General features: G+C 64.6%; 15 protein-coding genes and 2 pseudogenes. 12 read left to right on the top strand and 5 right to left on the bottom strand.

Going from position 1 to position 18,835, the window contains the following annotated elements:
* Positions 1-4 precede the first annotated feature (4 nt).
* The 7 genes and pseudogenes from EJ077_RS23385 to EJ077_RS31650 all read left to right on the top strand — a co-directional run bounded on the left by EJ077_RS23385 (position 5) and on the right by EJ077_RS31650 (position 7,553).
* Complete coding sequence (locus EJ077_RS23385; protein ID WP_245458514.1) at positions 5-790, top strand: ABC transporter ATP-binding protein; 786 nt, start codon at positions 5-7, stop codon at positions 788-790.
* Positions 783-2,999, top strand: coding sequence for an ABC transporter permease (locus tag EJ077_RS23380; RefSeq protein WP_208696646.1), 2,217 nt, complete (start codon positions 783-785; stop codon positions 2,997-2,999). Before EJ077_RS23385 ends, EJ077_RS23380 begins: the two co-directional genes overlap by 8 nt.
* Positions 3,000-3,088: 89 nt before the next feature.
* Positions 3,089-5,275 (top strand): flotillin family protein, encoded by a 2,187-nt coding sequence (locus tag EJ077_RS23375; protein ID WP_208696644.1) that lies wholly within the window; start codon positions 3,089-3,091, stop codon positions 5,273-5,275.
* 305 nt (positions 5,276-5,580) lie between these two features.
* The gene (locus tag EJ077_RS23370) at positions 5,581-6,018 is read left to right on the top strand and encodes an SRPBCC family protein (RefSeq protein ID WP_208696642.1); all 438 of its coding nucleotides are present in this window, start codon (positions 5,581-5,583) and stop codon (positions 6,016-6,018) included.
* A gap of 9 nt (positions 6,019-6,027) precedes the next feature.
* Positions 6,028-6,459 (top strand): annotated as a pseudogene (locus EJ077_RS32315) (SRPBCC family protein); the annotation flags it as partial.
* Entirely contained in the window at positions 6,442-7,140 is a 699-nt protein-coding gene (locus EJ077_RS32310) for an alcohol dehydrogenase catalytic domain-containing protein (protein WP_245458800.1), read from the top strand. The pseudogene EJ077_RS32315 and the gene EJ077_RS32310, both read left to right, overlap by 18 nt.
* On the top strand, positions 7,044-7,553 hold the full coding sequence (locus EJ077_RS31650) for a zinc-binding dehydrogenase (RefSeq protein WP_210212136.1): 510 nt from the start codon (positions 7,044-7,046) through the stop codon (positions 7,551-7,553). Before EJ077_RS32310 ends, EJ077_RS31650 begins: the two co-directional genes overlap by 97 nt.
* An 11-nt stretch (positions 7,554-7,564) precedes the next feature.
* Here EJ077_RS31650 and EJ077_RS23355 read toward each other — a convergent pair whose 3' ends face one another.
* Both EJ077_RS23355 and EJ077_RS23350 read right to left on the bottom strand, forming a co-directional pair.
* On the bottom strand, positions 7,565-8,848 hold the full coding sequence (locus EJ077_RS23355; protein ID WP_208696640.1) for a D-tagatose-bisphosphate aldolase, class II, non-catalytic subunit: 1,284 nt from the start codon (positions 8,846-8,848) through the stop codon (positions 7,565-7,567).
* A complete protein-coding gene (locus EJ077_RS23350) occupies positions 8,845-9,798 on the bottom strand; it encodes a sugar kinase (protein WP_208696638.1) in 954 nt (317 codons plus the stop codon). The genes EJ077_RS23355 and EJ077_RS23350 overlap by 4 nt, the downstream gene beginning before the upstream one ends.
* 249 nt (positions 9,799-10,047) lie before the next feature.
* Between EJ077_RS23350 and EJ077_RS23345 the strand changes: the two genes are divergently transcribed.
* Entirely contained in the window at positions 10,048-11,082 is a 1,035-nt protein-coding gene (locus tag EJ077_RS23345; protein ID WP_208696636.1) for a LacI family DNA-binding transcriptional regulator, read from the top strand.
* Here EJ077_RS23345 and EJ077_RS23340 read toward each other — a convergent pair.
* From EJ077_RS23340 to EJ077_RS23330, 3 genes are all read right to left on the bottom strand, one after another.
* A complete protein-coding gene (locus EJ077_RS23340; protein ID WP_208696633.1) occupies positions 11,070-12,020 on the bottom strand; it encodes an alpha/beta hydrolase in 951 nt (316 codons plus the stop codon). The genes EJ077_RS23345 and EJ077_RS23340 overlap by 13 nt on opposite strands.
* A gap of 18 nt (positions 12,021-12,038) precedes the next feature.
* The gene (locus EJ077_RS23335; protein ID WP_208696631.1) at positions 12,039-13,187 is read right to left on the bottom strand and encodes a Gfo/Idh/MocA family protein; all 1,149 of its coding nucleotides are present in this window, start codon (positions 13,185-13,187) and stop codon (positions 12,039-12,041) included.
* A 262-nt stretch (positions 13,188-13,449) separates the two neighbouring features.
* Positions 13,450-14,211 (bottom strand): DeoR/GlpR family DNA-binding transcription regulator, encoded by a 762-nt coding sequence (locus tag EJ077_RS23330; protein WP_208703103.1) that lies wholly within the window; start codon positions 14,209-14,211, stop codon positions 13,450-13,452.
* 162 nt (positions 14,212-14,373) lie between these two features.
* Here EJ077_RS23330 and EJ077_RS23325 point away from each other — a divergent pair, with 162 nt between their 5' ends.
* The 4 genes and pseudogenes from EJ077_RS23325 (at position 14,374) to EJ077_RS23310 (ending at position 18,719) form a co-directional block, all read left to right on the top strand.
* A complete protein-coding gene (locus EJ077_RS23325; protein ID WP_208696629.1) occupies positions 14,374-15,174 on the top strand; it encodes a class I fructose-bisphosphate aldolase in 801 nt (266 codons plus the stop codon).
* A 3-nt stretch (positions 15,175-15,177) separates the two neighbouring features.
* Positions 15,178-16,160: pseudogene (locus EJ077_RS23320) on the top strand (PfkB family carbohydrate kinase).
* Between the two features lie 56 nt (positions 16,161-16,216).
* A complete protein-coding gene (locus EJ077_RS23315; RefSeq protein ID WP_208696626.1) occupies positions 16,217-17,362 on the top strand; it encodes an ABC transporter ATP-binding protein in 1,146 nt (381 codons plus the stop codon).
* 109 nt (positions 17,363-17,471) lie between these two features.
* On the top strand, positions 17,472-18,719 hold the full coding sequence (locus EJ077_RS23310) for an ABC transporter substrate-binding protein (RefSeq protein WP_208696624.1): 1,248 nt from the start codon (positions 17,472-17,474) through the stop codon (positions 18,717-18,719).
* Positions 18,720-18,835 lie beyond the last annotated feature (116 nt).

The raw sequence follows: 18,835 nt of genomic DNA, 5'->3' as shown, positions 1-18,835 counted from the left end.
GCCAGTGACCGAAAGCCTCGCAGCAAACCGCCTCCAGAGCACCGGCGCCTATGCGCTGGAACTCGATGGCGTGGCGCGGCATTTCGGGGCGCTGGTGGCGCTCTCGGGCATCACCATGAGGATCGCGGCCGGAGAACGGCGCGCGGTCCTCGGCTCCAACGGCGCCGGCAAGACCACGCTGTTCAACGCCGTGACCGGCGACTTCATGCCGACGTCAGGGCGCATACGCTTCTTCGGCGAGGACATCACCGACCTGCCGCCGCATGAGCGCATCCGGCGCGGCCTGCGCCGCACCTATCAGATATCGCAATTGTTCAAGGGCCTGTCGGTCCTCGATTCCATCTTCCTCGCCTGTCGCGGCGTCTCGCGGCGGCGCTTCTCGCTGCTGCGGCCGGCCGCAGCGGACGTCAACATGGTGCAGGCGGAATCGATCCTCAACGCCGTGCATCTGGAAACCTATCGCGACACGCTGGTGGCGACGCTGAGCCATGGCCAGCAGCGCCAACTGGAGATCGCCCTGGCGCTGGCCGGTGCGCCGCGCTTCATCCTCTTCGACGAGCCGGCGGCTGGCCTGTCGCCGACCGAGCGCCGCGACCTCGTCGCCATCCTCAACGCACTGCCCAGGCATATCGGCTACATCATCATCGAGCACGATCTCGACGTCGCGCTGCGCGTCTCGGAATATGTCTCGATGATGCACAATGGCCGCCTGTTCAAGGAAGGCACGCCGCAGGAGATCGAAGCCGACCCGGAAGTCCAGGAGATCTATCTCGGGGGCAAGCATGGCTGAGCGTGCCGGGAAGACCGCCAAGGCAATGCTGCGCATAGAAGACCTCCAGGTCTTTTATGGCGAAAGCCATGCGCTGCAGGGCGTTTCGCTGACGCTGGAAAGCGGTGTGCTGTCGGTGGTCGGCCGCAACGGCATGGGCAAGTCGACGCTCTGCAACACCATTGTCGGGCTGAAGCGCGCGAAGTCCGGCTCGATCCGCCTCGACGGCCGCGAAATCACCTCGCTTGAGCCGCACGAGATTCACCGTCTCGGCGTCGGCTATGTGCCGCAAGGGCGCCGCGTCTGGCCGAGCCTGACGGTCGACGAGCATCTGCGCCTCGCGGCCGGCAACAGGCGCGACGCCTCCTGGACGGTCGAACGTGTCTACCAGACCTTTCCGCGCCTTGCCGAACGCCGGACAAATGGCGGCTCGCAGCTTTCGGGCGGCGAGCAGCAGATGCTGGCGATTTCGCGTGCGCTGCTCAGCGATCCCAAGCTGTTGGTGATGGACGAGCCTACCGAAGGGCTGGCGCCGGTTATCGTCGACCAGGTCGAAAAAATGCTGGTCGATCTCGCCGCCGAGGGCGAGATGGCGGTGCTGGTCATCGAGCAGAACATCGGCGTGGCGACCTCGGTGTCCGACCAGGTCGCCATCATGGTCAACGGCCGCATCAACCGGCTGATGGACGCCAAGGCGCTTGCCGCCGACCGCGATTTGCAGCAGCGGCTGCTTGGCGTCGGCCGCCACGCCGAGGAAGCGCCCGTAACGCCGACCGAAGCCGCGCAGGCCAGGGAGCAACTGGCGGAAGTCTATCGAGTCGACCGCACCGGCGCCGCATCGGGCGAGTCGATGCCTCAAGACGGCTTCTACCGCCCCGTCACCGAACTGCCCAACCGCTGGAACGTCCCGGTCACCGAATTGCGCCAGGCGGCGGTCGACAAGACCGCCCCGCAGGATGATCCGAAAAAAATCTTCGCCATCCCCTTTGCCGAGCGCATCGGCAGGACCGTGCTGGTCGTCGGCACCTTCGACACCAAGGGCAAGGAATTGCGCTTCGTCGCCCGCCGGCTGAAGGCGCTGGGTCTGCCGGCGCGTACGGTCGACCTGTCGACATCGGGAAAGCCGACCAGCGCCGATGTCCCTGCCATGCAGGTCGCCGGCATGCATGCGCGCGGATCCTCCGCCGTCTTCACCAATGACCGCGGCGGTTCTGTGAGCGCCATGGCGGAAGCCTTCGCGCGCTGGATCGAGCGCGAGCCGCGCATCGGTGGCGTGATTTCCGCCGGCGGCTCCGGCGGCACAACGCTGGCGACGGCGGGCATGCGGGCGCTGCCGGTAGGCATCCCCAAGCTGATGGTTTCGACCGTCGCGGCCGGCGATGTCGCCAAATATGTCGGCGGCGCCGACATCATGATGTTCCATTCCGTGGCCGATGTGCAGGGGCTGAACTCGATTACCGAACAGGTGCTCTCCAATGCCGCGCACGCCATGGCCGGCATGGTCGCGCAACTGCCCAATGCCGAGGCCTGGGAAGCCAAGCGCAAGCTGGCGCGGCCGGCGGTCGGCATCACCATGTTCGGCGTCACCACGCCTGCCGTGCAGGCGGTGACCAGACGACTCGAAGCCGACTATGACTGCCTCGTCTTCCACGCCACCGGCATAGGCGGGCGGGCGATGGAAAACCTCGGCGAGTCCCGGCTGCTGTCAGCCTTCCTCGATCTCACCACGACCGAAGTGGCCGACATGATTGTCGGAGGCGTCTTCCCGGCGACGCAGGATCGCTTTGGCGCGGCGATCCGCACCGGACTGCCCTATGTCGGCTCGGCCGGCGCGCTCGACATGGTCAATTTCGGCCCGCGCGACAGCGTGCCGGAGAAATTCCGCAGCCGCAAATTCGTCATCCACAATCCCAACGTCACACTGATGCGCACCACGCGCGACGAGAACCGTGCCTTCGGCGAATGGATCGGCGCGCGGCTCAACGCCATGAACGGTCCGGTGCGGTTCCTGCTGCCCGAGGGCGGCGTTTCCATGCTCGATGCGCCCAGCCAGCCCTTTCATGATCCCGAGGCTGACAACGCCTTGTTCGAAGCGATCGAGAGGACCGTTCGCCAGACGCCGCAGCGTAACGTCGAGCGGGTGCGGGCCAACATCAATGACCCAGCCTTTGTCGACGCGGTGATCTCAGCGTTCCACGCCATCACGCCGAAGCTGCAGAGGCGGGCATGAAGAATTGGACTTCGCCACCATACAGGTGGATGTTCGAAAATACTGCCGGTCGCCTCGCGCCGACCGCATTGTCTTGGGGAGGATAGATCATGGACGCGCAGACCTTTGGCGCTTTCCTGTTGTGGCTGATCATTGCGGCGATCGTCGTCGTGATCGCCGTCTACATCTTGCGCTGGCTCTATCGCCGCTCGACGAAGGAGACGGCGTTCGTGCGCACCGGCTTCATGGGCGAGAAGGTGGTGGTGAATGGCGGCGCTTTCGTCATTCCGGTGCTGCATGAGATCACCCCGGTCAACATGAACGTGCTGCGCATCGAGGTGCGCCGCGAGGACGCGCTGGCGCTGATCACCCGCAACCGCATGCGCGTCGACCTGATCGCCGAGTTCTTCGTCCGCGTCGGCGCGCACCGCGAACTGGTGGCCGCCGCCGCGCAGACGCTCGGCCGCCGCACTCTGCAGCCCGACAGCCTGCGCGAATTGCTGGAGGGCAAATTCGCCGGCGCGTTGCGCACGGTCGCCGCCCAGATGACGCTGGAAGAAATGCACGAATTGCGCGGCGACTACGCCGCTAAGGTGCGCCGGTTGGCGGAGGAGTCGCTCGCCGCCAATGGGCTCGAGCTCGAAAGCGTCGCCATCGTCGATCTCGACCAGACCAGTCTCGAATATTTCGACCCGTCCAATGCCTTCGACGCCGAGGGCCTGACGCAGCTGACGGAATCGATCGAGACCCGGCGCCGCATGCGCAACGAGATCGAGCAGCGCACGCTGGTCGATATTCGCAACCAGAACCTCGATACCCAGCGCAAGGTGCTGGAGATTGACCGCGACACCGAATATGCGCGCCTCGAACAGGAGCGTGAGGTCGAGATCCGCCGCGCCGCGCAGCGTTCCGAACTCGCCATCGAGCGCGCCCTGCGAGACCAGGAGTCCGAACAGGCGCAGCTTTCCTCGCGCGAAGCGGTCGAGAAATCGCGCCTCAATCAGGAGCGCAACATCACGCAGGAGCGCATCAACAGCGAGGAAGAGACGCAGCGCCGTGAGATCGCCCGCCGCCGTTCGCTCGACGAGACCCAGATGAAGATGCGCGAACTGACCGAGCGCGAGCAGATCGCGCTCGAACTGTCGCTGGAAAAGGCTCGCATCGAACGCGAAGGCACGCAGCGGGAGCTCGAGGTCGAACGTAAGAAACTGCTCGAGGTCGCCGAGTTGGAGCGCCAGATCGCACTCGCCGAAAAGGCGCTCGAGGTGACGAAGGCGGAAGCTGAGAAGCGCCGCGCCGAAATTTCCGAGAACCAGGCGACCGAGACCGCGCGCATCGCGCAGGAGCGTGCCGTCGATGAGGTGCGGATCGCCAGGGAGCGGCATCTCGAAGCGCTTCAGATCGCCAAGCGGCAGGCCTTCGAGGAGGCCGAGATTTCGGCCGGCGAGGAGGTCGAACGGGCTCGCATCACCACCGAGCGCGGCATCGAGGAAGCGCGGCTGATCAAGGAACGCGACATCCGCCAACTTGGGGTCGACCGCGACCAGAAGATCGAAATCGCCGAAATCCAGAAGGCGATCGACATCGCCAAGAAGACGCAGGAGCGTTCTTCCGCGATCGCGGCTTCCGAAGCCGTGCGCGCCAAGGCGATCCAGGCCGAGGAACAGGCCTTCACTGCCCGCGAACGCGAAATCGCCGAGCGCCGCAAGCTGACCGACCTGATCGGCGCGCAGCGCGAGGCCGAGCGCGAGGCGCTGCGCGTCACGTCCGCTGCCGACGCCGAGATGAAGGCGGCCAAGAGTCTGGCGGAAGCGCAGAAGATCGCGGCGCTGGCATCGGCCGAAGCGGAGAAGATCCATGCCCTTGCCGCGGCTCAGCGCTACGAGGTCGACGCCGCCGGCAACCGCCAGCTCAACGAGGCCGAGAACTTGTTGTCCAGCGAGGCCCGCGCCGGCCGCCTGCGCGGCAAGCTGCTCGACCACATGGAAGGCATCATCCGCGAAAGCGTCAAGCCGATGGAGAAGATCGACGGCATCAAGATCCTACATGTCGATGGCATCAATGGCGGGCAGGGCGGCAACCGTAACGTCACCGACGAGGTCATCGACTCGGCGCTGCGCTATCGCGTGCAGGCGCCGATGATCGACAATCTGATGAAGGAGATCGGCATCGAGGGCGGCTCGCTCGGCCGCATGACCGACGTGCTGCGCGACGCCAAGGATATTTCCAGCCTGACCCGCGACAAGAAGGGCAAGGGCAAGGCAGCCAAGGACGACGATGACGACCGCGATCATTGAGGTGAGGGCGGCGTTTCCTTATGCCACGTCGGGCCGTGCGAGACGATGTCTTGCGCCCGATTGCCAGGCTATGTCGGTTCGCGATGATTGCCAAGTGGTTCCCCCACTCCGTCGCTGCTTCGCAGCGACACCTCTCCCCCTCCGGAGGGAGAGGAAGGGCGCCGGTCGCGGAGGGTTCTCGCCTTTCCTCTCCCCCGTCGATCGGGGGAGAGGTGTCGAGCGAAGCGCGACGGAGTGGGGGTCGAACTGGCGCGGCGCGAGACTATGCATGCGCGGACCGCCATGCCGATAGCCGGCATGCAACCATGACCAAGGTCTATGTCTCTTCGGTCATTCCCGCACCGGCGGCGGAGGTCTGGAAGATCGTGCGCAATTTCAACGGTCTGGCAGGCTGGGCGCCGTTCGTCGCCGAAAGCCGCATCGAACAGAATGCGCCGGCTGACCAGATTGGCTGCATCAGGAATTTCACGCTGAAGGACGGCGGGCGCATCCGTGAAAGGCTGCTGGCGCTGTCGGATTACGACCTGTCCTGCAGCTATGCGATTCTGGAAAGCCCGATGGCGGTGGAGAACTATGTCGCCACGCTATCGCTGACGCCGATCACCGACAGCAATCTGACGCTCGCCGAATGGCAGGCGGAGTTCGACTGCGCCGCCGATCGCGAGGCGGCACTCATGCAACAGATCGGCAATGGCGTGTTCCAGACCGCGTTCACCGCGTTAAAACACCGGTTCGGGCGCTGACGCCGGCCGATGGTCAGGGTTTGCCAGAGCACGATCATCGATGCGCCTATCGACGAGGTCTGGGCGATCCTGCGCGATTTCAACGGCCATGATCGCTGGCACCCGGCGATCGCCTTCAGCGAGATCGAGGACGGCGAGCCGGGCGATGCCGTCGGCTCGGTGCGCCATTTCCGGCTGAACGATGGTGGCGAATTGCGCGAGCAATTGCTAGCGCTGTCCGACAAGGACCGGCGGCTGAGCTATTGCCTGCTCGAAGCGCCACTGCCGTTGATGGGCTATATCGCCTCGCTGCGGCTGAAGCCGGTGACCGACGCCGACGCCACCTTCTGGGAATGGCGCTCTGAATTCCACCCGCCGGCGCATCGCCGCGACGAGCTGGTCAAGCTGGTCACCGAAGGCATTTATCAGGCCGGCTTCGCCGCCGTGCGCGCTCTTCTGCGGCGGCGAAACGCCGGCGCGCCGGTGGAGGCGCGATCATCGCCAGCGATCGTCGCGCCGACCTCATCCGCAAGCGCGCCGCTCGTTGCTTCAAGGGCTGCCGCGAGCCAAGCCGAAACGACCCGCGCGATCGTCGTCGAGCGCTATGGCGGACCGGAGGAGTTGCAGCTCAGGGACATCGCCTTGCCTCCGCCCGCGCCGGACGAGGTGCGGATCCGTCACACGGTGATTGGTGTCAATTTCATCGACGTCTACTGCCGCACCGGGTTCTTCGACCTGCTGCAACCACCCGGCGTCCCGGGCATGGAAGCCGCCGGCGTCATCGAGGCGGTTGGTCTGGCGGTATCGGGTTTCTCAATCGGCGACCGCGTCGCCTATGCTTGTCCGCCGGTCGGCGCTTACAGCGAGCGGCGCAACATGGCGCCCGAACTGCTGGTTCGTCTTTCCGACGATATTTCGGATGAGACCGCGGCTGCCGGCCTGCTCAAGGGCGTCGCCGCGAGTTTCCTGTTGCACGATGTTCATGCCGTGAAGACGGGGACATCGTGCTCATCCATGCCGCGGCAGGCGGCATCGGCCAGTTGCTGGTGCAGTGGGCGCGCCATCTCGGCGCGACCGTCATCGCCACCGTCTCGAGCGACGACAAGGCGCGCATCGTCGAGCGGCTCGGCGCCCACCATGTAATCGTCTATTCCCGCGACAAGTTCGCCGAGGCGGTCATGCAGCTGACTGGTGGCAGGGGCGCGGATGTCGCCTATGACGCGGTCGGCAACGACACGTTCGCCGGCTCGCTGGCGGCGCTTGCCGTGCGCGGCCATCTCGTCAGTTTCGGGCAGGCTTCGGGGCCGGTCGGCAATTGGGACATCGGCCGCTTCGCCTCGAAATCGATCACCGTTTCACGCCCCAACTATGCCCACTACACCGACACGCCGGAAAAGCTCGGCACCCACGTCACCAGGTTTTTTCAGGCGCTGCGCCAGGGTGTGATCAGGGTCGAGGCACCGACGCACTACGATCTTGCCGATGCCGCTCGTGCGCATCGCGATCTGGAGGATCGTCGCACGACGGGTGCGCTGGTTCTGGTGCCAGAGGCATAACTGTCGGCGGATCAGCCGGTTGCTATGGCGTAGATGTCGAGAACATCCGTCACGGCTGCGATCAGGAGCTCCCTGGCCTTTGGGGCGACGGATCCGCTTGCCACGGCGCCGTCGAGGCGGCCGAGATACTGGCTGATCAGCGGGGAGGGAATGTCGCGTTCGCCCAGCACTTGCATCAGCGCGTTCACGGCCTGCCGCGCCGCCGGCACCGGCCAATAATAGCGGATGCGGTCGCTGTAGGAGAAATGCCGCTCGATCCGCTGCTCGGCCTCGCTGCCGTGATAGTAATTCTTCCAGTTGCCGGGCGCCGCCAGCATGACGCGCTCCATCGCCGCCGGCAAGCTTTCCCGAGCCGGGTCGGGAGCAAGAATGTCGGCGATGTGGCTCAAACCGTAGAGCGCTTCGCGCAGTGCGAAGGTCAGCCAAGGTCCGACTTTCAGGATGGCGAAGCCATCGTCGACAAGCGCCGTCAGCGCCGCGACCGGCTGGTAGTCGGTCGAATGCGCCTCGAAGACGAATTGCGGCAGGCCCCGCAACGTGCCAGCCAGCGCCCGGGCCGCTTGCGGCCGATAGGTGATCACCTCGGCATTGCCGAATTCGACGCCGGGCTGCACCACGACGCCGATCGCCCGCGAGAACGCTGCGTCGAGACCACGCTGGTGGAAGGCCTGTTGGTGGATGCGCGCCGTCTCGCCGGCAGCCTCCGGCGTCGTCACCGCCAGATGGTCCATCGCTTCCAGGGCGCCGCCCGGCACCGGCACTTCCGTGCCGATGACATAGACAGGCTTGGCGCCTCCCGTTCGTTCAACCGCGGTCTCCGCCGCCTTGGCCAATTCGGCGGCGCGCGCGGCGATCGTCGCGTCGGGTGGTGCGGCGCCTTCGCCGGCACAGCCCATGCTGGCATCCAGATGGATCTTGGTGAAGCCGGCCCCGGCATAGGCGTCCACCATGCGCGATGCCTTTTCCATCGCCTCGGGCGCCGGCAGGTGCTTCCAGGGATTGGGGCCGAGGTGGTCGCCGCCGAGCACCAGCCTGTCCAGGGGAAACCCGACCTTGCCGGCGATGGTCTCGACGAAGCGGCGGAAATCGGCCGGCGTCATGCCGGTGTAGCCGCCCTCGTGGTTGACCTGGTTGCAGGTGGCCTCGATCAGCACGTCGGCGCCGCGCGCCTTGCCATGGCGCAGCGCCGCCTCGATGACCAGCGGATGGGCCGAGCAGATCGAGGCGATGCCGGCGCGTTCGCCGGCCGCACGACGCCTTGCTATGGCGGCCAGCCTGTCCGTCGCCTGGCTCATGCTGGTGCTCCGGTCCTGGCGGTCGCGACGAACGCCTCGACAGTGGCGAGCGAGGCAATGCCCTCCATCGGTCCCTTCTTCGTCACCGCCAGCGCGCCGCAGCCATTGGCGATCTCGAGCGCTCTCCCAGGTGCTTCTCCACGCAGCCAGAAGGAGACGAAGGCCGCCGCAAAACAATCTCCGGCGCCGGTCGGGTCGATTTCCTCGACGACGAAGCCGGGTGAAGCGATGCGCCCCGACCGGTCGTAGTAAACGGCGCCCTGCGCGCCCTTCTTGACGACCACGGCGGAGATGCCGCGGTCCAGCATTTCGCGCGCCGCGCTCTCCTCGTCGGTTGCCTCGGCGAAGGTGAAGAGTTCCGGCCCGCTCGGCAGGAACACATCGGTCTTGGACAGCACGAAATGCAAGGCGTCGCGCATGCCAGTCAGATCGAGCATCTCCTTGCGGATGTTGGGGTCGAAGGAGACCGTGCCGCCGCGCGTCTTGACGGCTTGGATCCCGCTGCGGACAACCTCGATCACCTCGGGCGAGAACAGCGATGTGCCCATGACGTGAAAATGGTCGGCGCCGGAGAGCAGTGCGCGCGCTTCCGCACCGATCTCGATCAGCCCGGCGGCGCTTTGCCTGATGTTGTAGACGAAGTGCCGGCTGCCATCGGTCTCATAGGTGACGAAAGCGGTTCCGGTCGCGGCACCCCGATGGACTGTGATGGCCGAGATGTCGGCGCCGTCGGCGCGCAGGCGCTCGATGTTCAAATGGCCGAAATCGTCGTCGCCCACTGCCGCGATCAGCCCAGCCGGCTGGCCAAGCCGCGCCGCCTGGTCGATGAAGATGGCGGGAGCGCCTGACGGAAACGGGCCGACCAGCGGCCCGGGAGCGCGAAAACTCTGGCCGATCCGTTCGGCCATGATCTCGACCAGGATCTCGCCGGCGCAAACCAGTTTCTTCATGTCCTCACCATCTGCCGGACTCTGGTTGCCGTACCGCTCCCCCTGTCCGTGCGGGTACAAAACCTAAGTTGTCGTTTTTAGAGCGTCAATAAATAATTTGACGTGCGCAATGCTTTTGCATTGTAGTGGAAACGTGGAAATTTGACTGAACAAGTTCGGTCAAGCAATGCTGCCTCATCGCGACGGTCGCAAGGCTGATTCTGGTCAAGAGCGCGAAGGCCGGCATTGAGGGTAAAGGGCTAAACATAGATGGCGGAGAAGACCCACCGGACGATGGATGATTTCGCCAGGGCGTCTGGCGTGTCGCGGCCGACCCTGTCGAAGTATTTCGACGATCCGGCCAGCGTGAAGCCGGCGACACGGGCGCGCATCGAGGCGGCACTTCGTTCCTCCGACTATCAGCCGAATGTGTTTGCCCGCAATCTCAACCGCAAGCGCACCCGCAATGTCGGCATCGTCGTGCCGACGATCACCGATCCGTTCTACGCCGAGATGGTCAGCCGCATCGAACTGCGCTGCCGCGACGAAGGGTTTTGGCCGATCGTCATTTCCTCGCATGGTTCGCCGAAGCTGGAGGCGGAATCGGTCAGGACGCTGATGTCGCTGAAGGTCGCCGGCGCCATCGTCGCTCCTTTAGGACGGGTCTCCGAACCCGGCGTGTTCGAGCGGATGAGCGAGGACATCCCGATCGTCTATTTCGACACCTACATCGAAGGCGACACGCCGTTCGTCGGCAACGACAACCAGCAGAGCACATCGACCATCGTCGACTATCTCTGCCGGTCCGGCGAACCGCCGGTCTATGTCGACATTCCGCACGTCAACCACAATTCGGGCGAACGCCTGCAGAGCTATGTCGACACGATGCAGGCCGCCGGTCTGGAGCCCACCGTTCTCAAGGCGGCGGGCGACTACAGCTGGGACTTCGAGCGCATCGGCCACGAATGGATGGACAGGACGCTTGAGAAAGGCGGCCTGCCGGCCCGCACGCTGCTCTGCGCCAATGACCGTCTCGCCTTCGGCGTGATGTCGGCCGCCTTTTCGCGCGGGCTGAAGATCGGCCGCCGCGCCGATTGCGATTTTCGCGTCGCCGCTCACGACGATCATCCGCTGAGCCGCTACACCTGTCCCGCGCTGACCACCATGGCGCAGGACTTCGCCGCCATGGCCGGCCGCAGCGTCGAGATCCTGCTGGCGTTGCTCGACGAGGCCGATCCGCCCGGTCACGACATGGCGCGCAACGTCAAGCTCGGCGCGACCCTGGTGATGCGTCAGTCGGCCTGAGCACGCGTCTGCGGCTGAAGCCAGGCCGCCGCCTCGCTCACCGCTTGCCGCGCGGCCTGGATGTGGCGGCCCATGGAGACGAAGCCATGGATCTGACCCGGCCAGTGTCGCAACACCAGCGGCACTCCGTCGGCGCGCAGGCGCTCGGCATAGGCCGTGCCTTCGTCGGCAAGGATGTCGTGGCCGGCGATCACGACAAAGGCCGGCGCGGCGCCGGCAAGGCTGGAGGCCAGCAGCGGCGAAACACGCCAGTCCGCAATGTCGTCAGGCGTTCGCACATAGTGGTCGCGGAACCAGGCCATGGTGGCGGCGGTGAGCCCGAAGCCGTCGCCGAAACGCCGGTAGCTGTCCGCCGTCTGGCGGGCATCGGTGTTGGGATAGATCAGAATCTGGGCGGCAAGCGGCGGCGCCAGCCCGTCGCGGGCAAGCAGCGCCAGCACGGCGGCAAGGTTGCCGCCGGCACTATCGCCGGCGACGGCAATGCGGGTAGGGTCGATGCCGAGGTCTCCGGCATTCCCGGCCATGGAGCGCAGCGCTGCCGCGCAGTCCTCGAGCCCGGCGGGAAACTTGTGCTCCGGCGCCAGCCGGTAGTCGGAACAGATGACGACGGCGTTGCCGAGATTGGCCAGCCAGCGGCAGATCTCGTCATGTGAATCGAGATTGCCGACGACCCAGCCGCCGCCATGCAGATAGAGCACGGCGCGCGCCCCGGTCCGCGGCGCGCCGATACCGCGATGAATGCGGATCGTGACCGGGCCGTTCGGTCCGTCGACCTGCCGTTGCTCGGTTGCCGCGACCGGCTCGCGGTCGCCCTGCTGGGTCGGGAACGAAGCGATATAGGCGGCCCGCGCCGCCGCCACGCTGCCATTCTCGAACGGTTCGCCGCCGGCGGCCCGGCCGATTTCGAGGGCGCGCTGTGCATCCGGATCGAGTGTCATCGTCATCTCCGCCGCGGGTCAGGCGAGCAGGGCACGCGCCTCGTCTTCGCTGACCAGGGCCGGCTGGACTACGTCACCGGCAATGGCGACCGAGCTTTTCGTCTCGCCCGACCGCAGGATCGCTTCCATGATCTCCAGCACATGCAGCGCCAGATTGCCGGATGCGCGCGGCGCCGCGCCTGTCTGCAGCGAACGTGCGAGATCGGCGACGCCGAGCATGCGGTAATTGGCGCGGTCGGGCGCTGCGTAGGGCCAGTTGCGGGCGCCGTAGAGTTCGCCTTCGCTGGCGAAATCCTTCCACTCCGCGCCGCGCTCGGACAGTGAGACGGTGCCGCCGAACGTGTCCGGGTCGGGCAGGCGCAGCGAGCCTTCCGTGCCGTGCAGTTCGATCGGATGGTTGGAATGCCTGAAGACGTCCCACGATGCGCCGAAGGTGACGGTGGCGCCGGAGCGGAATTCGAGCAGCGACAGCACATTGGTCGGGGTGCCGACCTTGAACGTAGTGTTCTGGAACGGCCCTTCGGCCGATACCAACCGTTCCTCCTGACCCTTCGTCGCCATCGCCATGACGCGCGCGACCGGACCGAGCAGGTTGACCAGCGTGGTCAGGTAGTAGGGCCCCATGTCGAACACCGGGCCGCCGCCAGGCTGGTAGTAGAATTGCGGGTTGGGATGCCAGTGTTCCATGCCGCGTCCCATCATGAAGGCGGTGCCGCTGACCGGGCGGCCGATCGCGCCCTCATCCATCAGGCGGCGCGCTCTGCGTCCGGCCGCACCAAGGAAGGTATCGGGAGCCGAGCCGAGCAGCACGCCGCGCTTCGCCGCCTCCGCCACCAGGCGGCGCCCGTCATTGGCCGACGTCGCCAGGGGCTTTTCGGTGAAAACGTGCTTGCCGGCGGAAAGAGCGGAAAACGAAATGTCGAAATGCGCCGCCGGAATGGTCAGGTTGAGGACGAGGTCGATCTCGGGATCGGCCAAAAGGGCATCGGCGCTCAGCGCCCGGATGCCGTATTCCTTGGCCCGCAACGCCGCCATCTCGGCGGAAATATCGGCGCAGGCGCGCAATTCGATGCCGCCGAAAAGCGAGGCGTTGCGCAGATAGGTCATCGAGATGTTGCCGCATCCGATGACGCCGATGCCGAGTTTGGCTTCTGATTTTGCCTGCATTTTTTGTCGTACCTCCCAATGCGTTCACGCCGGCGCGATCCGTCGCCACGGTGGCGGATCGCGTCCAAAATCGCTATATAACATTTTAAATATTGACGCGCGTAAAATTTTTATAGAACATGCGGAAATGCTGGCGGGCTCGGGAGGCTGCCGGCGCTTGGGAGGAGAAGATGACAGGCAAAAATCGGCCGGGCGCCGACCCGAATCTCGTGGTCCAGACGCGCATTGAATCCCGGCCACGCGGCCGTGGATCGCGACGGCTTCAGGCATAGATCACCTTGGCCACGGTCCTATCGAGCTGGTTGCGTATCGGTCCGGACAGGCCATCGTCGGTGATCACCACATCGACGCTCGACAGCGAAAATGCCTTGGAGGTTCCGCTGACGCCCCATTTGCTCGAATCCGCAAGGAGGACAACGCGCCGGCCCATGCGCACGAGGTTTCGCTTCGTTCGCGCCATGTCTTCATTCACGTCGACCACATCCAATGAGGAGTCGATCGCATGCGCTCCGACAAAGACTTGATGCGCCACCAAGCCGCCGAGAGCCGTGTCGGCATCGGTGATCAGCGTGCTCACCGTGTCTGGATAGACCCGGCCGCCGATCATGTGAACGTCGAGCCCGGGCCGATGCATCAGATGCTGCACGATATTCATCGCCGTGGCAGCGACCACGACATTGCTGAGCGGCGGTAACTGCATGGCAAGCTGCATCAACGTCGAGCCGCCGTCGAAGATGACCGATTGGTTGTCCTCGAACAGTTCTACCGCCGCCCGGGCGATGCGTTTCTTTGCCTCGATGTTGGTTTGCATGCGCCGCGCGAACGCCGCCGAGGTCGAATCGGTGGTCCGGGTCACCGCACCGCCACGGGTCTTGGTCAGCAATCCCTTGCGGTCCAGTATTTCGAGGTCGGAGCGCACCGTGACTTCCGACACCCCGAAATCGTCGGACAGGTCCTTGATGCGAACCTGTCCGCTGCGTTGCACCTCGCCCAGGATCGCTTGGCGTCTCTGCTCTGACAACATTGCCCCGTCCTTGCCTCCGTGCGCCAGGCGATCGCCATGGCCTCGGTTCGTCATACCCAAAATACGCAAATTCGAAAGCTTTCGAAAGATTGATTTTGTGATTTCTTTCGCAAAAACTGCGTTTGGGATTTTGAAATCAACGGATTGGAGAATTTTGCAGTCATGAGTCTCGGAACCAAGGTGCGCCTCGCACGCCTCTTCTCGCATCCTTCGGGGAACCTTTTTGGCGGCGCGGTCGACCACTTCGTCGGCTATGGCGACGTGCGCAAAGGCGGTCTCGCCGACCTGCCGGGCGCGCTCGCTCGCGTCATGGAAGGTAAGCCCGATTACGTCAGCATCCAGCCCGGCACCGCGCGCCATCTGTGGCCGCTATATGCAGGCAAGGCTTCCCTGGTGATCCAGGCTGGCTGCTTCACCCCGGACGATCGCATCAGTGAACTGATTGCAACGCCCGAGGATGCGGTGCGCGCTGGCGCCGATGCGCTGGCCGTGGCCATTCCGGTGCGCGGCGCGACCGAGGGCAAATACATACGCTGGCTGACCGACTCGGTGAATGCGGCGGCCCGTTACGGCATGCCTGTTGTGGCTCATATCTACCCTCGCGATTTCACCGACGGGGCAAAGATCGTCTTCACCCCCGAAGAGATCGCCTATGCGGCGCGCATCGGCTACGAGTCCGGCGTCGACGTGATCAAGATCGGTTACACCGGCGATTTCGAGTCGTTTCGAGAGACCGTTCGGACCTGCCCGGTGCCGGTTGTCATCGCCGGTGGCCCGAAGACCGATACGCTGCTCGGCGCCCTTCAGCAGACGACGGACGCCATCCGTGCCGGCGCGCGCGGTGCCGTGGTGGGCCGCAATCTCTGGGGGCATGGCGATCCGCAGAAGGCGGCGATTGCCTTCCGGGGCGTCATCCATGACGGCCTTTCGGCGCAGGACGCCCTGGCGAAGGCGGGTGCCTGACCGATGCCCACCGTCCCTGCAATCCTCGGCTTCGGAGCTATTGCGATCGACGACATCGTCTATGTCGATCAGCCGTTGTCGGCGGGCAAGGGGAAGGTTCTGCAAAGCGCCCGAGCCTTCGGGGAAATGTCGCGACGGCCCTTGTCGCCGTCGCCCGGCTCGGCGGAAGCGCCGGGTTCATCGGATGGCTGGGCAGTGCCGCCGCCGACGCCGTGCTGTGCGATCTCGTTGCGAGCGGCGTTGAAACCGCGTTCGCGCCGCGCCATTCCGATGCGCGCCCGGTGCGCTCGCGGATCACCGTCGGTTCGGACGGCGATCGGTTCATCGCGTATGACGACCAAGCGATGCTGGGCACCGCGCCGGACTTTCCGGACGAGGTCCTCAGCCGCGCGACCGTCCTGATCGTCGATAGCTACGCGATCGGGTCGCTGGATGTCGTGGCGAGGGCTCAGGGTCTCGGCCTTGCGATCCTCGGCGACGTCGAATGGAGCAGCGGCCCAGCCACCGAAAGACTGATCGCGCTCTGCGATCATCTCATTCTTCCCCTCGGCTTTGCGCGGACGGCCACGGGCCGCCGATCGCCGGCCGAGATACTCGATGCATTGTGGTTGCCGTCGCGGTCCGCCGTGGTTCTGACGGATGGCGGCAGGGGCGTCTACTATCGTGGACGCGGCGAGGTCGGGCACTGGCACCTGCCTCCGCACCGGGTTGAAGTCGTCGACTCGACCGGCGCCGGCGACTGCTTTCATGGCGCCTACGCCCTTGCATTGACGCGCGGCGCCGACACCGCGGGCCGAGTCGCATTCGCGGCCGCTGCTGCGGCTCTTTCGATAACGGGGCGGGGCGGGCGCGAGGCGCTTCCGACGGACAACCAGGTCACGGAACTCCTGGCATCGACGAACGCGCCGTCGGCAGTCGAACTGAAGCATGGGCGGCTCGATACCGCAACAGAGCCCGAACTATCCGAGGAAACATCTCGCAGGTGAACTCAAGCCGAGGATAATTATAAAAATCAGTGGCTTAGACTTGTGGAGGGAGGAAGATGGCAGAAGTCGTTCTTGAGAATATCTGCAAAACCTACGGGAACAATTTTCACGCAATCGACCAGTTGAATCTGTCGGTCGAGGACGGCGAGTTCTTGATTCTCGTCGGGCCGTCCGGTTGCGGCAAATCCACCGCGTTGCGGATGATCGCGGGATTGGAGGACGTCACCAGCGGCAGCCTTCGGATCGGCGGTATCGACGTCGTCGACATGCCACCCAAGGACCGCGACATCGCGATGGTCTTCCAGAGTTACGCGCTCTACCCGCATATGACGGTGTTCGAAAACATCGCCTTTTCGATGCGGCTGGCCGGCAAGCCGAAGGCCGAGCGCAAGAAGCGCGTGGACGAGATTGCCAAAACCCTTCAACTGACGTCTCTGCTGGACAGCAAACCCGCGAACCTTTCCGGCGGACAGCGTCAACGGGTTGCCATGGGCCGCGCCATGGTGCGCGAGCCGGCCGCCTTTCTCATGGACGAACCCCTTTCCAATCTGGACGCGAAACTGCGCGTGCAAATGCGCGCCGAAATCACCAGCCTGCAAAAGCAGCTCGGCGTCACGACCATATACGTGACCCACGACCAGACCGAAGCAATGACGATGGGGGACAGGGTCGCGGTGTTGAAAGGCGGCGTGCTGCAGCAGGTCGACACACCCAAGAGGCTCTATGAATCGCCGGTGAACGCCTTCGTCGCCGGCTTCATCGGGTCTCCTTCGATGAACCTTTTCGAGGCAACCCTGACGGGCGACGAACTGATGTCCGGCGCCTTTTCCATCCGGCTGCAGGATTCGGCCTTTGTCCGCCGGCCGGGCTTGAGGTCGTACGCGGGGCGCAAGGTGGTGTTCGGGATTCGGCCGGAGCATCTCTATGACAGCAGCCTCGAATCCGGCCGCAAATATCAGACGATACCGGCAAAGGTGACCTCGATCGAAGAACTCGGGTCGGAACATATCGTCCATCTCAACATCGATGCGATCCGCGTGGACTCCGGCGACCCGGACGCGGTGCAGGATTTCGGTCTGGCGTCGAACGCGGTGGCGAGATTCGAACCGGCCAGCACGGTCCGCTCCGGCTCGGAAATCCGCTTGGCCCTGGATGATACCAAGCTTCATTTCTTCGATCCCGAGAAGCACTTGGCGATCTGAGAGCGCGGCAAGGCCCGCAGGCGAGGGTGAGGCGCCTGCGTAAGAAGGCTTCTGAGTAACCAGACGATCGTCCGCATTGTGCGGTCGATCCCCAAAGAAGGAGGAGAAAATGACGTTTCGTATTAAACCCGCGATGCTGAAAATAGCCGCGGCCGCATGGTTGCTTGGCGCAACCGGAGCCATGGCGGACACGACGCTGGAATTCACCCAATGGTGGGAGCCCGAATTGCCGGCCGGTTCGCTCAGGTCAATCATGGATGACTTCGAGGCCGCGAACCCCGGCATAAAGGTGACGCTGGTCAGCGGCCCTTACGCGACCACGCGAGACCAGATCTCGGTTGGTGCCGCTACCGGAACGCTCAGCGACGTCGTCGGTCTCGATGGCGCCTGGGTGAACAATCTGAATGCCCAGAACGCACTCGCCGACATGAACCCGATGATGGATGCGAGCAAGTTCGACAAAGGCCAGGTCGCCGATATCATCAAGGTGGACGGCAAGGCGGTGATGTTTCCGGTCGCCTCCTTCGTCTATCCGGTCTTCGTCAATCTGGATCTCGCCGCCCAGGCCGGCGTGACCAAGCTGCCCTCGACCCGCGCGGAGTTTCTCGACGCCGCCAAGAAGATGACCCATGCCGACAAGAACCAGTATGGCTGGGTGCTGCCGCTGTCGCTGCAGTCTCCCGGCGGGGTCCAGAACGATCTGATGTCGTGGGTCTGGGCTTCGGGCCAATCTATGATGGCGGACGGCAAGCCCGCCCTCGAGGGCAAGCCGGTGGTCGATATGCTCTCCTTCGTCAAATCGCTCAATGACGCCGGCACCATCTCGCCCGGCATCGCCACCAAGACCGAGCAGGAAAAGGTCGAGGAATTCGTCAACGACCGCGTCGGGATGATGATCGACTCGCTCGCGCATGTGAACCTCATACGCAAGCGCAATCCGAAGCTGAACTTCGACCTGATCCCGGTCCCGGTCGTGGAAAACTATACCGGCAAGCGCGGTCTTCCCTATGCCTCCTGGGGCATCGGCATCTCCGCTTCCTCGAAACATCAGGAAGAGGCCTGGAAACTCGTCCAGTATCTGATGAGTGAAAAGGTCAACGCCAAGCTCGTGTCGCTTGCCAACGCCTTCCCCGGCAACGTCAACGCCAAGCCCGATTTCGTGACCTCGGACAAGGCTTTCGGCAAGGCTTTCGAAATCTTCAAGACCGGTTATCTCGCCAACGAGTTCACGGGCTTGCCGGTGGCTGAAGACCTGATGACCCAGTTCGACGTGCAAGCCCAGAAGATGCTTGCCGGCGAGCAAACGCCGGAACAAGCCGCAGCCGCCGCTCAGAAGGGTTGGATGGCGAAATTCTGATCGGCCTGTTCCCGTTTGCTATCTTCGGCCGGGTGGCCTGACTTCGGGCAGGCCACCCGGCAACAACGGATCGGCAATTTGAGATGGACCTGTTTTTGAAGCTCACCTTCTCTTGA

The sequence above is a fragment of the Mesorhizobium sp. M8A.F.Ca.ET.057.01.1.1 genome, assembly GCF_003952565.1.
Lineage (GTDB): Bacteria > Pseudomonadota > Alphaproteobacteria > Rhizobiales > Rhizobiaceae > Mesorhizobium.
The sequence above is the reverse complement of the archived record's forward strand: the minus strand, read 5'-3'. Positions and strand labels throughout refer to the sequence as shown.